Genomic DNA, 23,993 nt, shown 5'->3' with positions numbered 1-23,993 from the left:
GGCTATAAGACGCGCCTGTCCCGAAGGACATGAAGGATCGTGACGCGAGCGGACGACCGCCAGGGGAAATCCCGGGGCGCGTCGGTGCCCGCGTTTTTGCTTGAAACGTCCTCGCCGGTGCCCGTCACCGGTGCCGCCATGGCCTTCACCGGTTCCTGCCAGACATTTCGTCTGACATTGCCGGTCTCTTCGGGATGGACCCGCCCTGGGCGACCGGGCGGGCATCAGCGTACCAAAGCCGCCGGGCGTGGTGTCCGGCGCGGCGGTGGCAAAGCTTTCCGACCGGCTCGGGCGTGCCGGACACGGGGGGCAGCGTTGCCGTTGTCTTCAACCCGAAACAGTCTGCCCATTGGAGTTCAAATGGCACAGGTTTCCGCCGCGAAGGAAAGCTTCGCCGCTCTGCTTGAAGAGTCCTTCGGTTCCTCCGACAGCCTGGAAGGCACCGTCGTCAAGGGCCGCATCCTCAGCATCGACAATGACCAGGTCCTGATCGATGTCGGCCTGAAGTCCGAGGGCCGCGTCGCCCTGAAGGAATTCGCCGTTCCCGGTCAGCCGATCGAGCTGAAGGTTGGCGACACCGTCGAAGTTTACCTGGAGCGCATGGAAGACAAGAACGGCGAAGCCGTCCTGTCCCGTGAGAAGGCCAAGCGCGAGGAAGCCTGGACCCTGCTGGAAAAGTCCTTTACGGACCAGTCCCGCGTCACCGGCATCATCTTCGGCCGCGTCAAGGGTGGCTTCACCGTCGATCTGAATGGCGCCGTGGCCTTCCTGCCGGGCAGCCAGGTCGATATCCGTCCGGTGCGCGACATCGCCCCGCTGATGGGCACGCCGCAGCCGTTCCAGATCCTGAAGATGGACCGCTCGCGCGGCAACATCGTTGTCTCCCGCCGCGCCGTGCTGGAAGAAAGCCGTGCGGAAGCCCGCTCCGAGCTGGTTGCCTCCCTCAAGGAAGGCCAGGTTCTGCAGGGTGTGGTCAAGAACATCACCGATTACGGTGCGTTCGTTGACCTGGGTGGCGTTGACGGCCTGCTGCACGTCACCGACATCGCCTGGCGCCGCATCAACCACCCGTCCGAAGCCCTGCAGATCGGCCAGACCGTCACGGTCCAGGTCATCCGCTTCAACCCGGAAACCCAGCGCATCAGCCTCGGCATGAAGCAGCTTGAGGCCGATCCGTGGGAGGGCGTGGAAGCCAAGTACCCGCCGCAGGCCAAGTTCAAGGGTCGCGTCACCAACATCACCGACTACGGCGCCTTTGTGGAGCTGGAGCCCGGTATCGAAGGTCTGGTCCACGTCTCCGAGATGAGCTGGACCAAGAAGAACGTCCATCCGGGCAAGATCGTTTCCACCTCTCAGGAAGTGGAAGTAATGGTCCTGGACGTCGATCCGGTGAAGCGCCGTATCTCGCTGGGTCTGAAGCAGACCATGCAGAACCCCTGGGAAGCCTTCGTCGAGAAGTTCCCGGGCGGCACCGAGCTGGAAGGCGAAGTCAAGAACATCACCGAATTCGGTCTGTTCGTTGGTCTGCCGGGCGACATCGACGGTATGGTGCACCTGTCCGATCTGGACTGGAACACCCCCGGCGAGCAGGCGATCCAGGAGTACAAGAAGGGCGATCAGGTCAAGGTCAAGGTCCTGGACGTTGACGTTGAGAAGGAACGCATCTCCCTGGGCATCAAGCAGCTCGCTTCCGATCCGTTCGAGAGCGCCGCTGCCGGCATCAAGAAGGGCGAAGTCGTCACCTGCACCGTGACCCAGATCACCGAAGGCGGGATCGAGGTTGAGGTGGGTGAAGGCTTCACCGGCTTCATCCGCAAGTCCGACCTGAGCCGTGAGCGTTCCGAGCAGCGCCCCGACCGCTTCGCCGTTGGCGAGAAGGTCGATGCCAAGGTCACCCAGGTCGATCGCGGTTCCCGCAAGATCGGCCTGTCGATCAAGGCCAAGGAAGTCGAGGAAGAGAAGTCCGCGATGGCCGAGTATGGTTCGTCCGACTCGGGCGCCTCGCTGGGCGACATCCTGGGCGCCGCCCTGAAGCGCAAGCAGCAGAACGACTGATCCGGCAACGGATCGGCGCATCTGATGCGCGTTGAGTAAGTAAAGGCCGTCGGGGCGACCCGACGGCCTTTTGCTTTTGAGGCCGGACATCGACGCTGCCATCGAAGCGACACTTGACCCGGTGGCCCTGCATCGGCTTGATGCGGCGGATCAATCCCCTGCCCCGGAGCATGCATCCATGGCGACCGCCGTCTCTCCGCTCGCCCCCACCTCATTCCCGTCGCTGCCGCCCGTGCCGGGCGTGCGTCTGGCCGGGCATCGCGCCGGCATCCGATACAAGACGCCGCGCAACGACGTGATGGTGGCGGTGCTGGATGAAGGGTCCAGCGTGGCCGCCGTGCTGACCCGTTCGCTGACCGCATCGGCACCGGTTCATCGCTGCCGCGCCCATCTGGCCGGCGGCGCCGTGCGCGCCCTGGTGGTCAATGCCGGCAATTCCAATGCCTTCACCGGCAAGGCCGGGGAGGCGTTCGTGGACGCCACCATCGATGCCACGGTGGCCCTGCTGGGCTGCAAGCCCAGCGAAATCTTCCCCGCCTCCACCGGCGTCATCGGCCAGCCCATGCCGTCCGACCTGATCGCCAAGTCGCTGCCGGAAGCCTTCACCAAGCTGGTCCCGGCGGAAGGTGCGGCCTGGGAGGTGGCGGCCCGCGCCATAATGACCACCGACACCTTCCCCAAGGGAGCGTCGGCCACGGCCACCATCGACGGCGTCACCGTGACCGTCGCCGGCTTCGCCAAGGGCAGCGGCATGATCGCGCCCGACATGGCGACCATGCTGGCCTATGTCTTCACCGACGCCAACATCGCGCCGGGCCCGTTGCAGGCGGCCCTGTCATCGGCCACGGACCGCAGCTTCAATTCCATCACGGTGGATGGCGACACCTCCACATCGGACACGCTGGTCCTGTGTGCCACCCGCAAGGCCGCGCATGCCGCCATCGAGGATGCTGCCGACCCGCGTCTGGCCGCCTTCGCCGCCGCTCTCGACGCCGTCTGCCTGGACCTGGCCAAGCAGATCGTGCGCGATGGCGAGGGGGCGACCAAGTTTGTGGAGGTGCGCGTCACGGGGGCGGAGAGCGACGCCGCCGCCAAGCGCATCGCGCTCACCATCGCCAATTCCCCGCTGGTGAAGACGGCGGTGGCCGGTGAGGATGCCAACTGGGGCCGCATCGTCGCCGCCGTGGGCCGTGCGGGTGAGCGGGCGGACCGCGACCTGCTGGTTATCTCCGCCGGTGGCGTGCAGATTTGCGCCAACGGGATGGAGGTGCCGGGCTATGACGAGGCGCCGGTGGCCGCCCATATGAAGGGCCAGGAAATCCTGTTCGAGGTCGATATCGGCCTGGGCGCCGGCAAGGCCACCGTCTGGACCTGCGACCTGACCCACGGCTATATCGACATCAATGGCAGCTACCGGTCGTGAGCGGCGGCGACACACAATGCTGGCAGGAACCGGCCCGTAAAGGGCCGTTCCGCACCGTGCTTGTCGCGGCGGTCGCGTTGGTCGATGCCGATGGCCGTGTGCTGCTGGCCCAGCGCCCCCCCGGCAAATCCATGGCGGGCCTATGGGAGTTTCCTGGCGGCAAGGTCGATGCCGGTGAAACGCCGGAAGCGGCCCTGGTGCGAGAGTTGAAGGAGGAGCTGGGAATCGACACGGCTGAAAGCTGTCTGGCCCCCATCGCCTTTGCCAGCCACACCTATGATGATTTCCACCTGCTGATGCCGCTCTATGCGGCCCGCGTCTGGAAGGGCACGCCCACCCCGCTGGAGGGGCAGCAACTGGCCTGGGTAAAGCCGGTGCGCATGGGCGACTACCCCATGCCCCCCGCCGACATCCCCCTGATCCCCATCCTGCGGGACCTGCTTTAGGGTGTTTTCCTTTCCACTGCCCGGCGCCTGAGGAACTGAAAAGCAGGGCCTCATCGCAAACATTCTCTGGCCCCAAAACAAAACCCCCGCCGGTCGCCCGGCGGGGGTTTGTGTATCGGCACCCGAAAGGGCAGCGACATCAGTAGCGGTAGTGATCCGGCTTGAACGGACCCTGGACCGGCACGGCGATATACTCGGCCTGCTTGTCGCTCAGCACCGTCAGCTTGGCGCCGATCTTGTCCAGATGCAGGCGGGCCACCTTCTCGTCCAGGTGCTTGGGCAGCACATAGACCTTGTTCTCGTACTTGGCATGGTTCTGCCACAGCTCGATCTGGGCCAGCACCTGGTTGGTGAAGCTGGCGGACATCACGAAGCTGGGGTGACCGGTGGCGCAGCCCAGGTTGACCAGACGGCCCTTGGCCAGAACGATCAGGCGCTTGCCATCGGGGAACACGACCTCATCGACCTGCGGCTTCACTTCGTCCCAGACATAGTTCTGGAGCGAGGCGATCTGAATCTCGCTATCGAAATGGCCGATATTGCAGACGATGGCGCGGTCCTTCATGGCGCGCATATGGTCCAGCGTGATCACGTCCACATTGCCCGTGGCGGTCACAAAGATGTCGCCCAGCGGGGCGGCGTCTTCCATCGTGACGACCTGATAGCCTTCCATGGCGGCCTGCAGGGCGTTGATCGGGTCGATCTCGGTGACCAGGACGCGGGCGCCCTGGGTGCGCAGGGAAGCGGCGGAGCCCTTGCCCACGTCGCCATAGCCGGCGACGACGGCGACCTTGCCGGCGATCATCACGTCGGTGGCGCGCTTGATGCCGTCCACCAGCGACTCGCGGCAGCCATACAGATTGTCGAACTTCGACTTGGTGACGCTGTCATTCACGTTGATGGCGGGGACCTTCAGGGTGCCGGCCTTCACCATCTCATACAGGCGATGCACGCCGGTCGTGGTCTCTTCCGACAGGCCCTTCACCTCGGCCAGCATCTCCGGGTACTTCTCATGCATGATCTGGGTGACGTCGCCGCCATCGTCCAGGATCATGTTGGGGACCCAGCCGTCCGGACCGCGCAGCGTCTGCTCGATGCACCACCAGAATTCCTCTTCCGTCTCACCCTTCCAGGCGAAGACCGGAATGCCGGCGGCGGCGATGGCGGCGGCGGCCTGATCCTGGGTCGAGAAGATGTTGCAGGACGACCAGCGCACGGTGGCGCCGAGCGCCGTCAGCGTCTCGATCAGGACGGCGGTCTGGATGGTCATGTGCAGGCAGCCGACGATGCGGGCACCGGCCAGCGGCTTGGCGGCACCATATTCCGCGCGCAGGGCCATCAGGCCCGGCATCTCGGTCTCGGCGATGGTGATTTCCTTGCGGCCCCAGCCGGCCAGCGAGATGTCGGCGACCTTGTAATCGGTAAAGGCGGTCATGATGGCTCCCGGTCGCACCCGTCCGGGTGCTGATCTTGGCGTTTACGAAATGCAAAGCAGCGGCAAGCCATAATGGTTGCCGTATCTGGCGCAGGATGTATCAGGCGGAGCCGTCGCGGGCAAGCATAAAGATATCTTTATGTGTGCATCTGTTTATTGCGGTTCGGTGTCGGCTCCGCGACACTTTGACGCCAGCCATGTGCAGGAGGCGGATTGCCACCCCCGTCCGGCTGACGGACTATCGTATGCGGCGGGGGCCATTTGTAGGTGGGACGACAGATGGAAATGGATGACCGGGAACAGGGCGACGGGCGGCGTGTCGTCACAACGGAGGGCCAGACGGACGAACAGCGCCGTCAGGCAAAGCAGGCCGACCGTATCCGCGATCTGGAACGGCTGATGCGGGGCGCGGCTGCCTTTTCGCGCAGATCCGGGGAATAGGGACCGGTCAGTCCCGGCTGCCCAGAAATCCCCGCGTCACCCGCACCGCCTCGGCCAGTCCGACCTTGCGCACCTCCACCCCTTCGGGAAAGGCACCCGCCAGGCGGGATGGCATCATCGGGTCCAGCAGCACAAACACGCCCTGATCATCGGCGCGGCGGACCAGCCGGCCGAAGGCCTGACGCAGGCGCAGGCGGGTGATCATGTCGTCAAAACCGCGACGGCCCGCGATCTTGTCGAAATAATTGCGCCGCGCCTTGTGCAGGATGTCGGGCCGGGGCCAGGGCACACGGTCGAAGACGATCAGGCGCAGGGATCGGCCCGGCACATCCACCCCGTCGCGTACCGCATCGGTGCCCAGCAGACAGGCATCCTCCTCCCCCCGGAAAATATCCACCAGGGTGGGCACATCCATACCGTCCAGATGTTGGGCCAGCAGCGGGATGCCCGCTTCCTCCAGCGGTTCGGCGATGCGTTCATGGACAGCGCGCAGCCGCTGGATGGCCGTGAACAGGCCCAGCCCGCCGCCACCCGCCGCCAGGAACAGTTCGCGATAGGCGGCCGCCACCTGGCCCAGATCATCCTTGCGCACATCATTGACCACCAGCACGCGGGTCTGGCTGGCATAGTCGAACGGGCTGGGCACGGCGGCGCGGAGCGCCGTGGCGCCCATATGCACGGTACCGGTGCGCAGATGCGCCGCCTGCCAATCCTGCTCCACATCGCCCGTCCCGTCGGTCAGGGTGGCGCTGGTCAGGACCAGGCCATGGGCAACCGTGCCCACCGTGTCGGCAAACGGGATGGTCGGGTCGACCCAGTGGCGATACATGCCCAGGTCGAAATCCCGCCCCTCCACCCGCTCGATCCCGAACCAGTCCACAAATTTGCGCGGCGTCTCATCCTTCAGGCTTTGCAGCATCAGCCGCCAGCCATTGACCTCGTTCTGCGCCCGGCGCTTGCAGGCCCGCGCCACGCTGTCCATGCGGCGGCGGGTTTCGGCCTCCAGCTCGTCGCTTTCCTCGTCCAGCATCTCCTTCAACCGGTCGGCCAGCTTTTCCAGCGGCGTGGCCAGTTTCAAAAGCGCCATGTCCAGTTCGACCGCCAGATCGACCAGCCCCTCAGCCACCGGCTTGCAGTCGGTTTCCAGGCTGTAGGGATTGTCCACGCCCTGGGCGCGGGCATAGACCTGTCCGCGCACCCCGGCCAGGAAGGATTCCAGCGGTCCCTTCACCTCCCCGCCATGGATACGCTGTGACCAGGCTTCACCGGGCAGGATCTGGGCCGCCTGCTGGATTTCCTGCAGCAGGTCGAGGGACACCTTGTCGCCGCCCACCAGATCCTCCACCCGGCGGCGCAGGCCGCGTGCCCGGCTGCGGCCCGACACCTCGGCCCCCAGCAGCCAGCGGCGCAGTTCCGCCGCCTCCGCCGCCGTCAGATGGCCAGCGAAGGCATTGTCGGCGGCATCGAAGACATGATGCCCCTCGTCAAACACATAACGAGTGGGGATATAGGCGTCGTCGCCCCCGCCCAGGGCCGCCTGCACCATGACCAGGGCATGGTTGGCCACCACGATATCGGCCTTGCGCGCCCGCCTGATCGATTTTTCGATAAAGCAGCGGGAATAATGGGCGCAGGCATTATAGACGCATTCGCCCCGCCGGTCCGCAAGGCCCAGGGTGCGGCCCTTGCCCAGGATATCGACCAGCCAGCCGGGGAAATCCCCGCCCGCCATGTCACCATCCCGCGTTGCCGCCGCCCAGCGGGCCATCAGGCCGATGGCATTGGCATAGGCCGGCTGGGTATGGGCGATGTTGGCCGCTTCCTCCAGGTTCAGCAGGCAGAGATAATTCTCCCGCCCCTTGCGCACCACCACCCGCTTGGCCTTTACCGCCGGGTCGGGATGCAGCCGGTCCAGTTCCTTGTCGATCTGCTGCTGGAGCTGGCGGGTATAGGTGGAGATCCAGACGGGGCCGCTGTTCTTTTCCGCCCAGACGGTGGCGGGCGCCAGGTAACCCAGCGTCTTGCCCACGCCCGTCCCGGCCTCCGCCAGGACCACATTGGGCACGCCCTGTTCATCGCGCGGGGTGAAGGCGCTGGAAACGGCGCTGGCATAGTCGGCCTGCTGCGGGCGCGGTTCGGCGCCGGCCCCGCTGCCCACCAGTTCGGCCAGACGCCAGCGCGCCTCCGCCGGTTCGACGGGGATATGGCCGGGCGGCGGTTCCGGTGCTTCCGCCTGCCATTCCTTCAGATGGTTCCAGATCATCAGGCCGCGCCGCGCCCGGCCGTCGCCCGGCCCATGCGGCAGGCCCAGCGCCGCCATCACCGACGGGGCCCAGGACCATCCCGCCTGTCCCATGAACCAGCCGATGCCGGCGGCATCCGACAATTCACGCCGTTGCTTGCGCTTCTCCCCGTCGGGTTCCGGCCGGTTATTCTCGGCCAGTTCGGACAGCAGCGCGCGGGCACTGTCGATCAGGGACAGGGCCTCGGCCTCCGGATCGGCGGGGATGGGCTGACCGGTCGCCTCGGCCAGCCCCTTCGGCGTGGGCAGGCAGAAACGGGCGGGCCGGACAAAGGCGAACAGTTCCAGAAGATCGAACGGATCGGCCATGCGATCTGTCTTCAACCGGCGGCCCACGGCGCGGGCATGGGCCAGGATCACATTCTGATGCCGCAGCCGGTATGCCGCCTCATCATGCGGGATCAGGTCCACCTCACCATCGGGCGTCACCCAGGTGACACCGCGCGCGCCCACCACAATGGCCGGCGCGTCGGGCAGCAGCAGGCGCGGCGGTGCCGTACGCAGCTTTGCGGCCGCTTCCGGCGCCATGTCGGCACCGGGCCGGCGGAAGGGGACAATCTCGCTCATGGCGGCGGAGTATAGGGAAGTCCCGCCGCCATGCATCAACAAAACAGGAACATGATCAATCCATCAGCGCGGCAGCAACCGGTCCAGTGCCTCTGCCACCGCCGTCATGCCGGCAAGATTGGGGTGGTACGGCGCCATGCCGGCCGCGGCAGGATATCCGTTCATCCAGGGGTCTGTGCCGCAGGCACTATGGTCACGCGACAGATCCGACGCCTTCAGCAACAAGGCACCGGCCTGTTTTGCCGCCGCCGCCGTCAGGTCGCGGACACGCCTGTCTGTCTCGCGCAGCCGGTCGGCATCGTCCGCCGGCAGGGGCGTGGCAGCACAGGTGCCGGACGGTGGCAGAACGGAGACATAGTCGACAAAGACCAGAATGGCCTGGGGCGCCCGGCGCCGCACCTCCACCGCGATCCGGTCCAGGGACGCGCCCAGGCGCTGGTACCCCGCCTCATCCGGCCAGGACGGGGCACGGCACCTGTCTGTCGGCTGCCCCTTATCCTCCGCCACCATGCGGCAGGAAACCGACATCATGTTGCCGATATAAAGGACATCATTGCCGCCGATGGTCACGGTGACCAGCCTTGTATCGGGACCGATGGCCGCCACCTGCGCCGGCAGTTCGTTCCAACCGTCCAGCACGGCCCCGGTGGTGGCCCCCGAACAGGTGACATCCACCAGGGCCAATCCCCGCTTCGCCGCCAATTGATGTGCATAGTTGCGGGTCGACCGGGTACAGCGCGGGGGCGTATCGGCGATATAGGGCGTCAAGCCCGGCCCGGCCGCAAAGGAACTGCCGATGGCCACATAGGACGCCCCCGGCGGCAGGAGCGGTTGGCGTCCCGCACAGGCGGATAACAGCACGGACAACAGGGCAAGCAGGGCAAAACGCATGGGAAGGGCACCGGACAGGGAAAACCGGACCCATGCTGCCAGAAGAAGACCCGGTTCCCAAGGCCGGGAACCGGGTCGACCACGCAATGAACAGAATGCCGGATCACGCCGCCCGGATGCCGGACAGGAAGGCTTCCACCCGGTTCTTCATGACATCGGCCTGTTCACCCAGTTCTCGCGCAGCGCCCAGCACCTGGGTGGCCGACACCCCTGTCTCCCCCGCGGCCTGGGTTACACTGGCGATGTTGGACGACACCTCGCGGGTGCCCAGCGCCGCCTGCTGCACATTGCGGCTGATTTCCAGGGTGGTGGCGTTCTGCTGTTCCACGGCGGCAGCGATGGTGGCCATGGCCTCGTTAATCTGGGCGATGGTGCCGGTGATGGAACCGATGGCACCCACGGCATCGCCCGTCACGGACTGCATGGACTGGATCTGCTGCGCGATCTCGTCCGTCGCCTTGGCCGTCTGGTTGGCCAGGCTCTTCACCTCGCTGGCCACCACGGCAAAGCCCTTTCCGGCCTCTCCGGCGCGCGCCGCCTCGATGGTGGCGTTGAGCGCCAGCAGATTGGTCTGGCTGGCGATTTCAGAGATCAGTTGCACCACGGTGCCGATGCGCTGTGCCGCTTCGGCCAGGGTCCGCACGGTTTCATTGGTGCGGGTGGCCTGATCGGCGGCCCGGTCGGCAACCTCGGTCGAATGCACCACCTGGCGGGAGATTTCCTGGATGGAGCTGGCCATTTCTTCGGCCGCGGACGCCACCGTCTGCACATTGGCGGCGGTCTGGTCGGCGGCGCTGGCGGTGGCGGTGGCCTGGGCGCGGGTTTCCTCAGCGATGGCGGTCATGCCCTGGGCCGTGGCGTCCAACTGGCTGGTGGCGCCGGCGACAGAGCCCAGCATGGCCGACACTTCGCTGTCGAAGCGGGCGATCAGCCCCTCCACCACCTCTGTCCGGCGCAGCTTGGCCTCCTGCTCGCGCGCCTGCTCGGCGGCCAGTTCGTCGGCGCGGATGGCGTTTCGCCGGAAGACCTCAAGCGCGCGGGCCATGCCGCCCACCTCGTCCTTGCGGTCCAGACCATCGATATGGATGGTTTTGTCACCCCCGGCCAGCAGCCCCATCTGACCGGTCATCGACCGGATGGGCCGGGCGATGGCGCCGGCCAGGGACAGACCCGCGACGATGGCGATCAGCAGCGAGCCGATGGCACCGGCGATGGTGGCGATATTGGCCGTGGAGAACGCGTTGCTCAGACCCGCACGCCGGCTGTCCAGCAGGCCGCGTTCCACATTCTGTACCTCTTCCACCTTGGCGCGGATGGCATCCATCCGGTTCTTGCCGACGCCCGTGGCGGCGGCGGCGCGCGTCGCCTCACGCGTGGCGGGGTCCTTGATACCGGCGATGATCGGTACGGCCACTTCCCGGTTCCAGGCGTTGGACGCGTCCTTGATCTCCTGCAGGCGGGCCTGCTGTTCGGGATTGTCCTTGGTCAGGTCGCTGATGCGGGCGAAGCTGGTGTCAAAATTGCGAAGCCCGTCATTGTACGGCTCCAGGAAGCTGGTATCGGCGGTCAGCATATAGCCGCGCAGGCCCGTTTCCTGATCCACCTTCGCGGCGGTCAGTTGCCGCACGGTCCGCATCACCTCATAGGTATGCACGGTTTCGGCATTGCCGGCCTCGATAAAGGCCAACTGGGCACGATTGATGCTGCCGACAATAACGGATGTCAGGACAAGGGCCCCGAAAGCGATCAGCAATTTCCGGGCAATCGGGAGATTGCGCAAAGTTGCAAGCATGCCTGTCTCCATTCCGCAACCGTGTATCCGGTGACGCGGACAAAAGGGGGGCGTTACCGCCTGAGAAATTCAGACAGCACACGGAAGGTGATAAAGTGACGAAGACAAATCCTGTGGCCGCTATACGATTATGGGCCACGGCTTTTTGATGTTTTGGATTTTAGTAATATTTCGTCCGATCAGGGGAAGATGACAACATTGTCAGAACTCCTATCAAAAGTGATTACTAATTTAGAATTAAGGCACGCCGCGCCGGCTTCAAGCTTCCATAGCGCAGCCGGCCCGGTAACTTTCGGGTTAATACATTATTACTGCCTATGGCGCCCGGCCTATCCATTTCCTTAAAGAAACAGCGTAAGAACCCCGGTATAGCCGTAAAGCTGGGCGTTGGAGATTTCGCCGCCCGCCGCGAAACCGGTCAGCGGAAAGTCGCCCAGATGGTCCCGGATCAGGTCAATTTCCGCTCCCTGCCGGCCAAACAAACGCGCGCCACGGGCTACGCAGGTGACATAGATGCCGGCGCGCGGCTCCCGTCCCGGTGGCAAACGGCGCTTCAACCCGTCCAGCATGCGGACAAGGTCGGCTTCCGCCGCCTGGGCATCGCGGCGGCAGAACTGGATGGGCTGACCATCGGCCACCGTTTCCCCGATGGCGATCCAGCCGCGTTCAAGATCAATGGCCGTCAGGTCGCGAACCAGCCGGTCACCCCGGTCATCCCCCCGGATGGGCAGGCCCGCCATGATCAACCCGCCGATGCGGCGCAGGTCACCGGCCAGTTCCGGCCCGATATCGGCCTTCAGCACCGACAAGGCCGGCGCGCCGTCGATCTCCATCACCACCTGGGCATCGGCCCTGGTGATGGTGCGGACGGGACCGATGGGGGTACAGCCCTGGGTCAGGGCCGTCGCAACCATGATATTGGCATCAAACATCACGCCCGACAGGCCGGGACCGGTATCGTGCCCGCACAGAACCGCCTGTTCCCCGCGCGATGCCGTCAACCCGCCGACGATGAAGCCCCCGGTGCGCCCCGCCACATCGGTCAGAAGGCCGGGCAGCCGCGCATGTTGCGGATCGCCATGCATCAGCATCAGCAGGGGAGCGTGGTCGCGCAGCCAGGGCTGCACCGCGTCCAGCGGCGCCAGCCCATCGGTCAGCGGCCCCAGCAACCGGGCCGCACCATCGGGCAGGCGCCCGATCAGGACGGAAATGGCCGGACGGTCGAACAGCTCCACGCCCGTGCCCAGCACACCCAGCCCGACAGTCCCCACCCAGTCGCGCACGCCCGTGACGCCACGCAACAGGGTGGCGACGCTGCCCATCTGATCGGCCAGATGGTCGGTGACATAGAGCACGCCGAAATTGGCGCCGGGCACCAGGGTCAGATGGTCCAGACAGTCCTTAGCGGCACCGGACCAGTCACCACCGATGCCGGTGGCGCTGGCGAACAAGGGGGCATCGTCGCGCGGATCTTCCATCACTTGGCCCCGGCCTTGATCGTGTCCAGCACCCCCGTGACGGAGGGAAGGATGTTCTTCACGATGATGGCCACCCCATCGGCCGTGGGATGCATGCCATCCTCCTGGTTCAGCTTCGGGTCCATCGCCACCCCTTCCAGGAAGAAGGGATAAAGCGGTACGCCGTGCTTTTTCGCCAGTTCCGGATAGATCGCGTCGAACACCTTTCCATAGTCGCTGCCCAGGTTGCGGGGCGCCATCATGCCGGCCAGCAGGACGGGCACATTCTTTTCCCGCAGCTTGGTCAGGATCTTGTCCAGGTTCTCGCGCGTGCGGGCGGGGTCGATGCCGCGCAAGCCATCATTGGCGCCCAGTTCCACGATCATCAGGCCGGGCTTGTCCGCCAGAATCCAGTCCAGCCGCGACAGGCCACCAGACGTGGTTTCCCCCGACACGCCCGTATTGGGCACCGTCACGTCATAGCCCTTGGCCTTCAGCGCCGCCTCAAGCTGGCTGGTGAAGGCCGCTTCGCGCGGCAGCTTGTAACCGGCCGACAGGCTGTCACCCAGGACAATGATTTTCAGGGGGCCGGGTGTGACCTGCGCCATCGCGCCCGACGGGGCCAAAAGGCACAAAAGCAGCAGGATCACGTTACCGAGTCGGTTGAAAGCGCCCCCCCAGGGGCCATATCGGTTCGGATCACCCTTGCTTTGAAGGTTTGTCATGGCGATGCCCATTGTTCCGGCCGATCCCGTTGTCCAGTTGCGCGATATTCGTCTTAAGCTGGAGAGCGAGGCGGGCAGCGTCAACATCCTGAAAGGAATTGATCTGCATGTCGGCCGTGGCGAAAAGGTGGGGGTGGTCGGGCCCAGCGGGTCCGGCAAATCGTCCATGATGATGATCCTGGGCGGGTTGCAGCCCCCGACCTCCGGCTCCGTCCAGGTGAAGGGCCATGAACTGACCCGCATGGATGAGGATGCGCTGGCCCGGTTCCGCCGCGACGAGGTGGGGATCGTGTTCCAGTCCTTCCACCTGATCCCCACCATGACGGCGCTGGAAAATGTGGCCATCCCGCTGGAATTCGCCGGCGCGCCCGACGCGTTCGACCGGGCGCGCAAGGGGCTGGAGGCGGTTGGCCTGGGCCACCGCCTGACCCATTATCCGGGCCAGCTTTCCGGTGGCGAGCAGCAACGCGTGGCGCTGGCCCGTGCCTTCGCCCCGGAGCCGTCGCTGCTGCTGGCCGACGAGCCGACGGGCAACCTGGATGGCGACACGGGCAAGCGCATTATCGAATTGATGTTCGCCATGGCCGACCGGGTGGGCACCACCATCATCCTGATCACCCATGATCCGGCACTGGCGCGGCAATGCGACCGGGTGATCCGGCTGGTGGACGGGGTGATCGTGGATGATGCGCGCGGCGATGTGCTGCGCCAGGCGGCGGGGCGTTGAGATGACTGCAACAACCCTATCCACCGGCACCGGAACCGCGCCGCCCCAGGGCAATTGGCTGTCGCAATGGAAACTGGCCTTCACGATCGCCCGGCGGGAACTGCGCGGCGGTCTGTCGGGCTTCCGCATCTTCATCGCCTGCCTGGCCATCGGTGTGGGCGCCATCGCCACGGTGCAGTCCATCTCCAGCGGCATCGAGAATGCCATGCGCAGCGACGGACGCGCCATCCTGGGCGGTGACGTGGCCGCCCGTATCCTGTACCGGCAGGCGACGCCGGAACAGATGGCCTTCCTGACGGCGCGCGGCGAGGTGATGACCTCGGCCGAGATGCGCGCCATGGCCCGCGACCCCGCCGATGGCGGCACCAGCGCCCTGGTGGAACTGAAATCGGTCAGCGCCAACTACCCGCTCTACGGCACCTTTGAAATCCAGGGTCCCGACGGGCTGCCCCAGGCGGTGGACATCCAGGCGCTGCTGGGCGAGCGGCAGGGCCGTTTCGGTGCGGTGGTGGAGGATACGCTGGCCACCCGCCTGAACCTGAAACCAGGATCGGCGATCAGCATCGGCGGTATCGAGGTGGAGGTACGCGGCCTGATCGCGCGGGAGCCGGACAAGGCCGGGTCGGGCAGCTTCTCCCTCGGTCCCCGGCTGATGCTGTCGGAGACGGCGCTGGCCCGGACCGAACTGGTGCAGCCGGGCAGCCTGATCACCTGGTCCTATCAGGTGAAGCTGAAGGACGGGATCGGCATTGAAACCTTCCGCGACCAAGCAAAGGCGGAGATGCCGGACGCCCCCTGGCGCCTGCGCGATTACCTGAACGCGGCGCCGCAGCTTTCCCGCTTCATCGACCGCATGACCCTGTTCCTGACCCTGGTCGGGCTGACGGCGCTGCTGGTCGGAGGGGTGGGCGTGGGCAATGCCGTGCGTGCCTACATGGATGCCAAGTCGAACACCATCGCCATGCTGAAATGTGTCGGCGCGCCGGGTTCGCTGATCTTCAAGACCTATCTGATCCAGATCATGGCCCTGTCCAGCATCGGCATCGCCATCGGGCTGGCGGTCGGCACGGCCGGCCCGCTTGCCGCCGGAACGGCGTTGGCGGAGGTGCTGCCCATCACGGCCCGGATCGGCGTTTATCCGCAGGCGCTGGCCATTGCCGCCGGCTTCGGGTTCCTGACGGCGCTGGCCTTCTCGCTCTGGCCGCTGGGCCATGCGCGGGAGGTGCCGGCCATCGCCCTGTTCCGGGAAGTGGTGCAGAAGGCCAAGGGAACGCCCCGGCTGTCCTATCTGCTGGGCATCGCGGCATCGGGTCTGGCGCTGGGTGTGCTGGCCGTGGCGACGGCGGACGAAAAGGGCTTCGCCATTTCCTTCGTCATCGGGGCCGTGGCCGTGCTGGGCCTGTTCTGGCTGGCCGGCATCGGCGTGACCCGGGCCGCCAGGGCCGTGGGGCGTCCCCGCCTGCCCGTGCTGCGGCTGGCGCTGGCCAACCTGCACCGGCCGGGCAACCCGACCAGCGCCGTGGTGCTGTCGATGGGCCTGGGCCTGACGGTGCTGGTGGCCATCGCCCTGATCGAGGGGAATTTCCAGAAGGAGGTTTCCGACCGCCTGCCCACCAACGCGCCGGCCTTCTTCTTTGTCGATATCCAGCCCGATCAGGTGGAGGATTTCCGCCAGACCGTGCTGTCCGTGCCGGGCACGGAAGACCTGAACCTTGTTCCCAACCTGCGCGCCCGCATCGTGGCCATCAACGGGGTGGAGGCGGAAAAGGCGCTGAAGACCAAGGAATATTCATGGGTGCTGAATGGTGATCGCGGCATCACCTGGCAGGCGCAGGCCCCCGCCAACGACAATGTCCTGGCCGGCGAATGGTGGCCGGCCGATTACCAGGGGCCGCCCAAGCTGGCCGTCTCAAAGGAAATCGCCGAAAGCTTCGGCATCGGGCCCGGCGCCACCATGACCATCAACGTCCTGGGCCGCGATATCGAGGGAGAGGTGGCCGTGGTCCGTGAACTGGACTGGGACACGATCACCATCAATTTTACGCTGGTCTTCTCCCCCGGCGTGCTGGAATCCGCGCCGCAGACCTATCTGGCCACGGTGCGGGCGCCAGAGGCGGCGGAACCGGCCGTACAGCGGGCCGTGGCTGTGAAATTCAGCAATATCAGCGCCGTGCGCGTGAAGGACGCGCTGGATACCGTGTCGGAGATCCTGGTCAATGTCGGGCTGGCCGTCCGGTTGACGGCGGCCGTGACCCTGGTGGCCGGGACGCTGGTGCTGGCGGGGGCCGTGGCTGCCGGCCATCGCCGCCGCGTCTATGACGCCGTGGTGCTGAAGGTGCTGGGGGCCACGCGGGCCACCGTGCTGCGCGCCTTCCTGCTGGAATATGGCCTGCTGGGCCTGATCACGGCGGGCGTGGCCGGAATTCTGGGGACCATCGTCGCCTGGATCGTGGCGACAATGGTGATGGATTTCCCGTTCATCTTCATGCCCTGGGCCGTAATCAGCACAGCCTTGATTTGTACCGGTATCACCCTGACCTTGGGCTTCATTGGCACGTGGCGGGCCCTGGGTCAGCCGGCTGCCCCTGTCCTTAGGATTGATTGACGAGGACTGCCCCCCTCTGCTGTTAATATGCAAAGGAAGGCTTCCCACGCGCGATAGGCGTGGGAAGCGCGCGCACGGCGGATGGGACAGTGATGCAGGTGGCGACGATGGAACCGGCGATGACGGCCGATGAAACCGGTCCGATCCCGGACGAGGTGTTGAACGCCAAGCTGATCGCCTGCTGGCAGGCGGCGTTGAACACCGACGACCCCGATGAAAGCCAGCGCTGGGTGGACATGGCCGAATGGCTGGCCCATCGCGGGGACCAGCCGGCCCCGACGGCCGCCCCCCGCAAGCGACCGGGCACCGAACGCCGCCATTTTCCCCGTGTTCCGGTGCGCAGCCCGGCCCTTCTGACTCTGGAGGACCGGATCATCCGGGGGGAAACCATAAACCTGTCGCGCACGGGCGCCTGTTTTGCCTGTACGGGGCCGGAAGGGGTGGAAACGGACATCGTCGGCGTGTTTTCCGTCCATGGCTGGGTGGAAGACCGCGCGGCCCGCATCGTGGCGCTGGAACCCGGCCAGATCCGCCTGACATGGTCTGTGTAATACCACAGGCATGAGTTCTTGACTCGTGCGGGTCGTATCAGGACGTCGATGGCCGGCCCGGCGCACGTACGCCGTGAGCCAAGCCGCCGAATGGCGGCGCCCGGCGCCTGAGGCCGCATGAAATCTTGACCATCGGTCAATATTTCATGTCACTGATAGAAGACGGTAGAAAACAAAAGGCCCCGTCATCCAGCCGGATGACGGGGCCTTTGTCGCGGTGACGGCAACCGATATCAGGCGGCGGCCTTGCGCTGTTCGACGGCGGCAACGAAGTTGCGCAGCATCGCGTCGATCAGGCCGCTCATGTCCTCGTTGCTCTTGGCGGTCAGCAGGAAACGATCCTGCACGATCTCGTCGTCCGACCACTTGGCACCGGCAGCCTCCAGGGCGGCCTTGGCGCTGTCGGCACCGGTCACGGTGCGGCCCTTGATACGCTCCACCAGGGCCAGCAGTTCGACGCCCTTGCCGAAGGCGACGATGCCCTTTCCGCTGTCGACGAAGCTGCCGATGATGCGGCGGGTGTGCGGGTTGCCGGCCAGCTTGGCAACCGAACGGTCCCCGCCCGGCAGGACCAGCAGGTCGAAATCAGCGGCCAGCACCTCGCCCACATGGCGGTCGGTGGGGAAATAATGGCCCCAGGCGGCACCATGCCAGCCATTGACCAGGCCCTGTTCGGGCGAAATCACCTTCGGCTTGGCGCCGGCCTTCAGCAGGGCGCGCTGCGGCTCGGTCATCTCCACTTCCTCGAAGCCGTTGGCCACGAGAATGGCGATGTTCTTTCCGGCAAGCAGTTGTTCAGTCAAGATCTCGTCTCCTTCTGTTGGTCCGGCGGTTCCACTGCCGACCCGGGGTCGGCGGCACCGTGGACAGGGAACGCGCCGGCCGGGCCGGTCACGTTCAAATTAGCCATGCCGAAAGCGGCGCGCGATCCCGGTGCCTTCCGCCGGCCCGATGGGCGCGGCGACCGTGTCGGGCACGGTCCGGGACGGGCCGGGTACGGCACAAGCATCCGATCCAACCCGTCTACACGGTGCCGGTCGGGCTGTTGCCCCCCTTGGCGTCCCATGGGGACTGGGGGCGGGTTACGTCTTTTCATGCATGGGGCGCTAATTGGGCCTTCGCGCGCCCAACGTCAATCCGCATTTCCCTCAGACCTGCCATCACACAGCCACCGGCGGATGATAAGCAGACGTTAACGGATCAAATGCCAGGGCCGGGCGGGCGTTCCATGACGATGTCCGTCCCTTCGCTTCCCGCCATCGCAAAGCCGGAAAGAGCCAGGAACCGCTGGGCGGGATCATCATAGAACAGGCTGGCGCGCAGGGGCCGGCCAAACCGGTCGGCCACACCGCAAAGGGCCGTCAGGACACGCGTGCCCCTTCCATGCCGCCGCAGGCCGGGCAGCAGCGTCAGGTCCAGCAGGGTGACGGGGCCGGCCGGCGGCCAATCCACCATCATCATCCCGACGGCGCGCCCATCCTCGCCCAGCAGCAGCAGCGTCGCCAGCGGGTGGTGGCGCGACAGCGTGGGCAGGCGGCTTTCCACCTGTACGCTGATCAGCACGGTACGGGCCGATGCCGGCACCGAGGCCAGCATATGCGCGGCATCGGCGCCGATGATCTGCCGCACCAGCGTCCGGTCACCCCCGGCAGCGATGCGGACATCCATACCTTCCACGGTGTCCATCAGCACGGCGAGGGGGTCCGGATTCATGGCATGGCGATCCTGGGTTGCACGACGTCGCCAGGATAGACGCTGTCGGCGCCATGCCCCCTGTGAATTGCTTCACGTTGCCGCCAAGCTCATTCCGCTGCGGTACCGAGCGAGGGCAGCGGATGATCCAGGAACCGCTTGCGCAACTCCGTCTTCAACAATTTGCCGGTGGCGGAATGCGGCAGCTCCGGCACAAAAACGATGTCATCGGGCAGCCACCACTTGGCCACCTCCCCCTCCAGATGCCGCATCAGCCCGTCCTTGTCAGGCGTATGCCCCGCGCGGGGCACGATAACCAGCAACGGGCGCTCCACCCATTTCGGATGCGGCAGGCCGATCACCGCCGCCTCCTGCACCGACGGGTGGCCCATGGCGGCGTTTTCCAGGTCGATGGAACTGATCCATTCCCCGCCCGACTTGATCACATCCTTGGCGCGGTCGACGATGCTCATGGCGCCATCCGCGCTGATCACCGCAACATCCCCTGTCTTGAACCAGCCATCCGGCGTGAACGCATCGGCATTGGCCTTTTCATCCCGGTAATAGCCACGGGTGATCCAGGGGCCGCGCACCACCAGCTCGCCATAAGAGGTGCCGTCGCGCGGCTGGTCCTTCCCATCCGGCCCGATGACCCGCATCTCCACGCCGTACAGCGGACGCCCCGCGCGCATCTTGGCATCATGCTGTTGGGCGACGGGCAGCTTCGCCTCTGCCTGGGACAGGGCCCCGACACTGCCCACCGGTGACAGTTCAGTCATGCCCCAGCCCTGGACGCAGGTCACGCCATGGGTCAGTTCGAACTCTTCCAGCATGGCGCGCGGCAGGGCGGAACCACCGACCGTCACGCTTTTCAGGCTGGTGAATTTTGCCCCGGTGGTGCGCAGATGGGCCAGCAGGCCCAACCAGACGGTGGGCACCCCGGACGAGATGGTGACCTGTTCCTGTTCCATCAGTTCATAGACGCTTTTCCCGTCCAGCTTGGGACCGGGCAGCACCATCCGGGCACCCACGATGGCGGCGGCATAGGGGTAGCCCCAGGCATTGGCATGGAACAGGGGCACCACCACCAGAAGCGTGGCATCGGCCCGGATATCAAGGCCCGGCGCCGTCAGCACGCCATAGGCATGCAGGACCGAGGAACGGTGGGAATAAAGCACGCCCTTGGGATTGCCCGTGGTGCCCGACGTGTAGCAGAGGCCGCAGGCCGTGTTCTCATCGAATTCCTGCCAGTCATAATCGTCCGGCTGGGCGGCCAGCAATGTCTCGTAGCAATGAAGGTTGGGAATGATGCTGCTGGCCGGCATCAGGTCGGGCCGGGTCATGACAACCACCCCTTCCACCCCCTTGAAGGCAGGCCACAGCTTTTCCACCAGCGGCAGGAACATCGGATCGATGAACAGGAACCGATCCTCGGCATGGTTCACGATATAGGTGATCTGGTCCGGGAACAGGCGCGGATTGATGGTGTGGCAAACAGCAGCAATGCCGGGCAGCGCGTAATAAAGCTCCACATGGCGATGGTCGTTCCAGGCCAGGGTGCCGACACGGTCGCCGGGCCGCACGCCCAGCGCATCCAGCGCATGGGCCAGCCGCGCCGTGCGGTGCCAGACATCCCGCCACGTGTAGCGATGCGCATTTTCGACCGCGAAACGCGAACTGATCTCCTGGTCCCCGTAGTTAAACGCCGCATGACGCAACAGCCCGGTGGTCAGCAACGGCCGGTCCATCATCAACCCAGCAAGCATTCGGATCTTCCTCCCTGGCATTCTTGTTATGGCTTGGATGCTTATAGCTTGGGGCTTTCCACCGCGCGTTTCCAGAGGCATTTAAACGCTTGTTCTAAAAATTCCCGCGCCCGGAGACATGCGGCCATAAAAAAGGCCCGGCCGCCGTGACTGGCGCCGGGCCTTTGCCTGGGAACCCTGTTCCCCACTCAGCGGATGGCTTCGAATTCCGCCAGCAATGCGCGCATGTCCAGCGCCTGAAGAGCGGCGATCGCCTCCGACAGTTCGGCCGCGCAACGGCTCAACTGTTGGGCGTGGAAGCTGAACGTGGCCGCATGGTTGGCAATATGCCCGTGCGGCAGGCGGGTACGCATGTCGATAACCATGGGGCCCCCTTTTGGTGCGGCAGTCGATACTTTAGGATAGGTGTTTTGGTATTGCGGCTATTGATACACGCCTTGATGATCGCATCAATAGAAAAAGTGATTACTCATAATCATCTAAAATTTTAATTGGTTTCCTTTAAAACCGGGCTGGGATACACCAGATGGATTGGCATCATCGCTCCATCTTGAACAAGGACGCCCACCATGGACGACCAGACCCGGACAGAACTTGAAGCGGCGGCTTTCCGCCGCCTGGTAGCCCACCTGCAGGCCCGCACCGATGTCCAGAATATTGACCTGATGAACCTGGCCGGCTTCTGCCGCAACTGCCTGTCGAAATGGTACAGGGCGGCGGCGGAAGAGCGGGGGGTGGAGATCAGCGACGCCGCCGCGCGGGAACAGATCTACGGCATGCCCTATGACGAGTGGAAGGCCCTGCACCAGCGTGAGGCAACGGCCGAACAGCAGGCCGCCTTCCAACAGGCGAACACGCACTGATGACAATCCGTCGGCTCCGTGACGTCGCGGTGAAGCCAAGCCAACGGATGGTGGCACCGGCGCTTGAAGGGCTGAAAATCCTGGCCATCGGTCAAGATTTTCAGCCGCAGGTATAATACTAACGGTCAAAATTCTTGACCGTTAGTATCGGCGGCGACTGCCGCCGCGCCGCACGTGCGGCGTTAGCCAAGGCTGCGGATGCAGCCGCCCGGCGCTTGAGGGGCAGGAAAGATTGACCGAAGGTCAAGATTTCATGCCGCCGGTATAACAAGCGACCGGACGCGGGCACAGGCCCCTTTGACTTGCGTGGCGGGGCTAATAACCGTTCCCGGCGTCAGCCCGCATAGACATTGGCGCGTCGCAGGCGCAGGGACACGGTCTGTCCCGGTGCCAGCGGCGTGCTGGTGGCATGGCGGTCCAGCACAGCCTCCACCACGCGCCCGTCCAGCATCAGGTCCAGGCGCAGTTGCGGTCCCACAGGCTGGATCAGGCGGATGGTGGCGGACAGGGTCCCCGCCTCCCCCGGTTCGGCCAGGTCGATATCATGGGCGCGGATATAGGCCGTGGCCGGCCCTGGCGGCGGCAATTCATTGACCACGGGCACCCGCGCGCCGGCGATCACCGCCGCACCGTCGGCCACCACACAATCCAACCGCGTCCCGCCGCCCAGGAAGTCGCAGACAAAGGCCGATGCCGGGTGGTCATAGACCTCGGCCGGCGTGCCCACCTGTTCGATGCGCCCCTTGTTCAGGATGGCAACCCGGTCGGCCAGTTCCAGCGCCTCTTCCTGGTCGTGGGTGACGAACACCGTGGTCACGCCCATGCCCTTGTGAATGTCGCGCAGCCAGCGGCGCAGTTCCTTGCGCACCTTGGCGTCCAGCGCGCCGAACGGTTCATCCAGCAGCAGAACGCGCGGTTCGGTGGCCAGGGCGCGCGCCAGCGCCACACGCTGCCGCTGCCCGCCCGACAGTTGGTTGGGATAGCGGCCGGACAGGGGCGCCAGTTGCACCAGTTCCAGCAGGTTGGTCACCCGGCTGCGGATATCCTCTTCGGACATTTTCGGCTTGCGGCGGGAAACGCGCAGGCCGAAGGCCACATTCTCGAACACGCTCATGTGCCGGAACAGGGCGTAATGCTGGAACACGAAGCCGACTCGCCGTGCATGCGGCTCCGACAGGGTGGCGTCCTGCCCCTCGATCAGCAGCGTGCCCTCGTCGGCATAATCCAGGCCGCCGATCATGCGCAGCAAGGTGGTCTTGCCCGACCCGCTTGGCCCCAGCAGGGCCATCAGTTCACCGGACTGGATATCCAGGTCGATCCCGTCCACAGCCGCAAAGCCGCCGAAACGCTTGGTCAGGTTCTTGATATTGATGCTCATGGGTTCGTTCCCATCAATGGCGGCGGGCGGTGGCGGCCAGTTCGGCGCCATGACGCCATTCCAGCAGCGACTTGGCGACAAGCGTCACCAGGGCCAGGATGGCCAGCAGCGATGCAACGGCAAAGGCTGCCACGAAATTATACTCGTTGTAGAGGATCTCCACATGCAGGGGCATGGTGTTGGTCTCCCCCCTGATATGGCCGGAGACGACCGACACGGCCCCGAATTCCCCCATGGCGCGGGCATTACACAGCAGCACGCCATAGAGCAGGCCCCAGCGGATATTGGGCAGGGTCACACGGCGGAAGGTCTGCCAGCCGCTGGCCCCCAGGGTGATGGCCGCCTCCTCCTCGTCCACGCCCTGCGCCTGCATCAGCGGGATCAACTCGCGCGCCACGAAGGGGAAGGTGATGAACATGGTGGCCAGCACCAGCCCCGGCACGGCAAACACGATCTGCACCCCATGTTCGCGCAGGAACGGCCCCATCAGGCCGTGCGCCCCGAACAGCAGCACATAGACCAATCCGGAGATCACGGGACTGACCGAAAAGGGCAGGTCGATCAGGGTCAGCAGCAGCGACTTGCCGGGAAACTTATGCTTGGCGATGGCCCAGGCGGCCGCGACGCCGAACACCACATTCACCGGCACGGCGATCACGGCGACCAGCAGGGTCAGCCTGATGGCCGCCAGCGCGTCCGGCTCCACTAGCGCCTCCAGATAGGCGCCAAGGCCGCGACGCAGCGCCTCGGTGAACACGGCCGCCAGCGGCAGCAGGATGAAGAAGCCCAGGAAGCCCAGGGCCGCCAGCATGATCAAGGCCTTGACCCAGACGGGCTCGGCCACGGTGACGCGGGATTTGGGGGAATGTCCACTCAT

Annotated in this window: 20 protein-coding genes; 8 read left to right on the top strand and 12 right to left on the bottom strand. The window is 65.4% G+C overall.

Annotation, left to right across the window (positions count from 1 at the left end; genetic code table 11):
• Positions 1-360: 360 nt before the first annotated feature.
• The 3 genes from rpsA to KBA48_RS05835 all read left to right on the top strand — a co-directional run bounded on the left by rpsA (position 361) and on the right by KBA48_RS05835 (position 3,924).
• Positions 361-2,055: a 30S ribosomal protein S1 gene (gene rpsA, locus KBA48_RS05845; RefSeq protein WP_292904147.1), complete on the top strand. Its 1,695-nt coding sequence runs from the start codon at positions 361-363 to the stop codon at positions 2,053-2,055.
• A gap of 178 nt (positions 2,056-2,233) precedes the next feature.
• Positions 2,234-3,478 carry a bifunctional glutamate N-acetyltransferase/amino-acid acetyltransferase ArgJ gene (gene argJ, locus KBA48_RS05840; RefSeq protein WP_292904145.1) on the top strand — a complete coding sequence of 415 codons (1,245 nt, stop codon included), beginning with the start codon at positions 2,234-2,236 and terminating at the stop codon, positions 3,476-3,478.
• Positions 3,475-3,924, top strand: coding sequence for a (deoxy)nucleoside triphosphate pyrophosphohydrolase (locus KBA48_RS05835; protein WP_292904143.1), 450 nt, complete (start codon positions 3,475-3,477; stop codon positions 3,922-3,924). The genes argJ and KBA48_RS05835 overlap by 4 nt, the downstream gene beginning before the upstream one ends.
• Positions 3,925-4,063: 139 nt before the next feature.
• Here the strand turns inward: KBA48_RS05835 and ahcY are convergent, their stop codons facing one another.
• On the bottom strand, positions 4,064-5,359 hold the full coding sequence (gene ahcY / locus KBA48_RS05830; RefSeq protein ID WP_292904141.1) for an adenosylhomocysteinase: 1,296 nt from the start codon (positions 5,357-5,359) through the stop codon (positions 4,064-4,066).
• A gap of 279 nt (positions 5,360-5,638) precedes the next feature.
• Here ahcY and KBA48_RS05825 point away from each other — a divergent pair, with 279 nt between their 5' ends.
• A complete protein-coding gene (locus KBA48_RS05825; protein ID WP_292904139.1) occupies positions 5,639-5,800 on the top strand; it encodes a hypothetical protein in 162 nt (53 codons plus the stop codon).
• A gap of 7 nt (positions 5,801-5,807) precedes the next feature.
• On the opposite strand, the gene KBA48_RS05820 is transcribed toward KBA48_RS05825, so the two are convergent.
• The 5 genes from KBA48_RS05820 to KBA48_RS05800 all read right to left on the bottom strand — a co-directional run bounded on the left by KBA48_RS05820 (position 5,808) and on the right by KBA48_RS05800 (position 13,459).
• Positions 5,808-8,630: an ATP-dependent DNA helicase gene (locus KBA48_RS05820; protein WP_292904251.1), complete on the bottom strand. Its 2,823-nt coding sequence runs from the start codon at positions 8,628-8,630 to the stop codon at positions 5,808-5,810.
• A gap of 102 nt (positions 8,631-8,732) precedes the next feature.
• Positions 8,733-9,560 (bottom strand): SGNH/GDSL hydrolase family protein, encoded by an 828-nt coding sequence (locus KBA48_RS05815; RefSeq protein ID WP_292904137.1) that lies wholly within the window; start codon positions 9,558-9,560, stop codon positions 8,733-8,735.
• A gap of 103 nt (positions 9,561-9,663) precedes the next feature.
• Positions 9,664-11,352, bottom strand: coding sequence for a CHASE3 domain-containing protein (locus tag KBA48_RS05810; protein ID WP_292904135.1), 1,689 nt, complete (start codon positions 11,350-11,352; stop codon positions 9,664-9,666).
• Between the two features lie 341 nt (positions 11,353-11,693).
• The gene (locus tag KBA48_RS05805) at positions 11,694-12,830 is read right to left on the bottom strand and encodes an FIST N-terminal domain-containing protein (protein ID WP_292904133.1); all 1,137 of its coding nucleotides are present in this window, start codon (positions 12,828-12,830) and stop codon (positions 11,694-11,696) included.
• A complete protein-coding gene (locus KBA48_RS05800; protein WP_292904131.1) occupies positions 12,830-13,459 on the bottom strand; it encodes an arylesterase in 630 nt (209 codons plus the stop codon). Before KBA48_RS05800 ends, KBA48_RS05805 begins: the two co-directional genes overlap by 1 nt.
• Before the next feature lie 73 nt (positions 13,460-13,532).
• Between KBA48_RS05800 and KBA48_RS05795 the strand changes: the two genes are divergently transcribed.
• The 3 genes from KBA48_RS05795 (at position 13,533) to KBA48_RS05785 (ending at position 17,417) form a co-directional block, all read left to right on the top strand.
• Positions 13,533-14,261, top strand: coding sequence for an ABC transporter ATP-binding protein (locus KBA48_RS05795; protein ID WP_292904129.1), 729 nt, complete (start codon positions 13,533-13,535; stop codon positions 14,259-14,261).
• Position 14,262: 1 nt separating this feature from the next.
• Positions 14,263-16,866 (top strand): FtsX-like permease family protein, encoded by a 2,604-nt coding sequence (locus KBA48_RS05790; RefSeq protein ID WP_292904127.1) that lies wholly within the window; start codon positions 14,263-14,265, stop codon positions 16,864-16,866.
• A 92-nt stretch (positions 16,867-16,958) separates the two neighbouring features.
• Positions 16,959-17,417 carry a PilZ domain-containing protein gene (locus KBA48_RS05785; RefSeq protein ID WP_292904125.1) on the top strand — a complete coding sequence of 153 codons (459 nt, stop codon included), beginning with the start codon at positions 16,959-16,961 and terminating at the stop codon, positions 17,415-17,417.
• A 233-nt stretch (positions 17,418-17,650) separates the two neighbouring features.
• Here the strand turns inward: KBA48_RS05785 and KBA48_RS05780 are convergent, their stop codons facing one another.
• The 4 genes from KBA48_RS05780 to KBA48_RS05765 all read right to left on the bottom strand — a co-directional run bounded on the left by KBA48_RS05780 (position 17,651) and on the right by KBA48_RS05765 (position 21,240).
• Entirely contained in the window at positions 17,651-18,220 is a 570-nt protein-coding gene (locus KBA48_RS05780; protein WP_292904123.1) for a DJ-1/PfpI family protein, read from the bottom strand.
• Positions 18,221-18,617: 397 nt separating this feature from the next.
• Entirely contained in the window at positions 18,618-19,130 is a 513-nt protein-coding gene (locus KBA48_RS05775; protein WP_292904121.1) for a GNAT family N-acetyltransferase, read from the bottom strand.
• An 89-nt stretch (positions 19,131-19,219) separates the two neighbouring features.
• The gene (locus tag KBA48_RS05770) at positions 19,220-20,875 is read right to left on the bottom strand and encodes a long-chain-fatty-acid--CoA ligase (protein WP_292904119.1); all 1,656 of its coding nucleotides are present in this window, start codon (positions 20,873-20,875) and stop codon (positions 19,220-19,222) included.
• Between the two features lie 188 nt (positions 20,876-21,063).
• Positions 21,064-21,240, bottom strand: coding sequence for a hypothetical protein (locus KBA48_RS05765; protein WP_292904117.1), 177 nt, complete (start codon positions 21,238-21,240; stop codon positions 21,064-21,066).
• A gap of 204 nt (positions 21,241-21,444) precedes the next feature.
• Between KBA48_RS05765 and KBA48_RS05760 the strand changes: the two genes are divergently transcribed.
• Positions 21,445-21,738, top strand: coding sequence for a DUF1244 domain-containing protein (locus KBA48_RS05760; protein WP_292904115.1), 294 nt, complete (start codon positions 21,445-21,447; stop codon positions 21,736-21,738).
• Positions 21,739-22,072: 334 nt separating this feature from the next.
• Here KBA48_RS05760 and KBA48_RS05755 read toward each other — a convergent pair whose 3' ends face one another.
• Both KBA48_RS05755 and cysW read right to left on the bottom strand, forming a co-directional pair.
• Complete coding sequence (locus KBA48_RS05755; protein ID WP_292904113.1) at positions 22,073-23,116, bottom strand: sulfate/molybdate ABC transporter ATP-binding protein; 1,044 nt, start codon at positions 23,114-23,116, stop codon at positions 22,073-22,075.
• Between the two features lie 13 nt (positions 23,117-23,129).
• The gene (cysW, locus tag KBA48_RS05750) at positions 23,130-23,993 is read right to left on the bottom strand and encodes a sulfate ABC transporter permease subunit CysW (RefSeq protein ID WP_292904111.1); all 864 of its coding nucleotides are present in this window, start codon (positions 23,991-23,993) and stop codon (positions 23,130-23,132) included.

Source organism: Niveispirillum sp. (genome assembly GCF_017996735.1).
Classification (GTDB): domain Bacteria; phylum Pseudomonadota; class Alphaproteobacteria; order Azospirillales; family Azospirillaceae; genus Niveispirillum.
The sequence above is the reverse complement of the archived record's forward strand: the minus strand, read 5'-3'. Positions and strand labels throughout refer to the sequence as shown.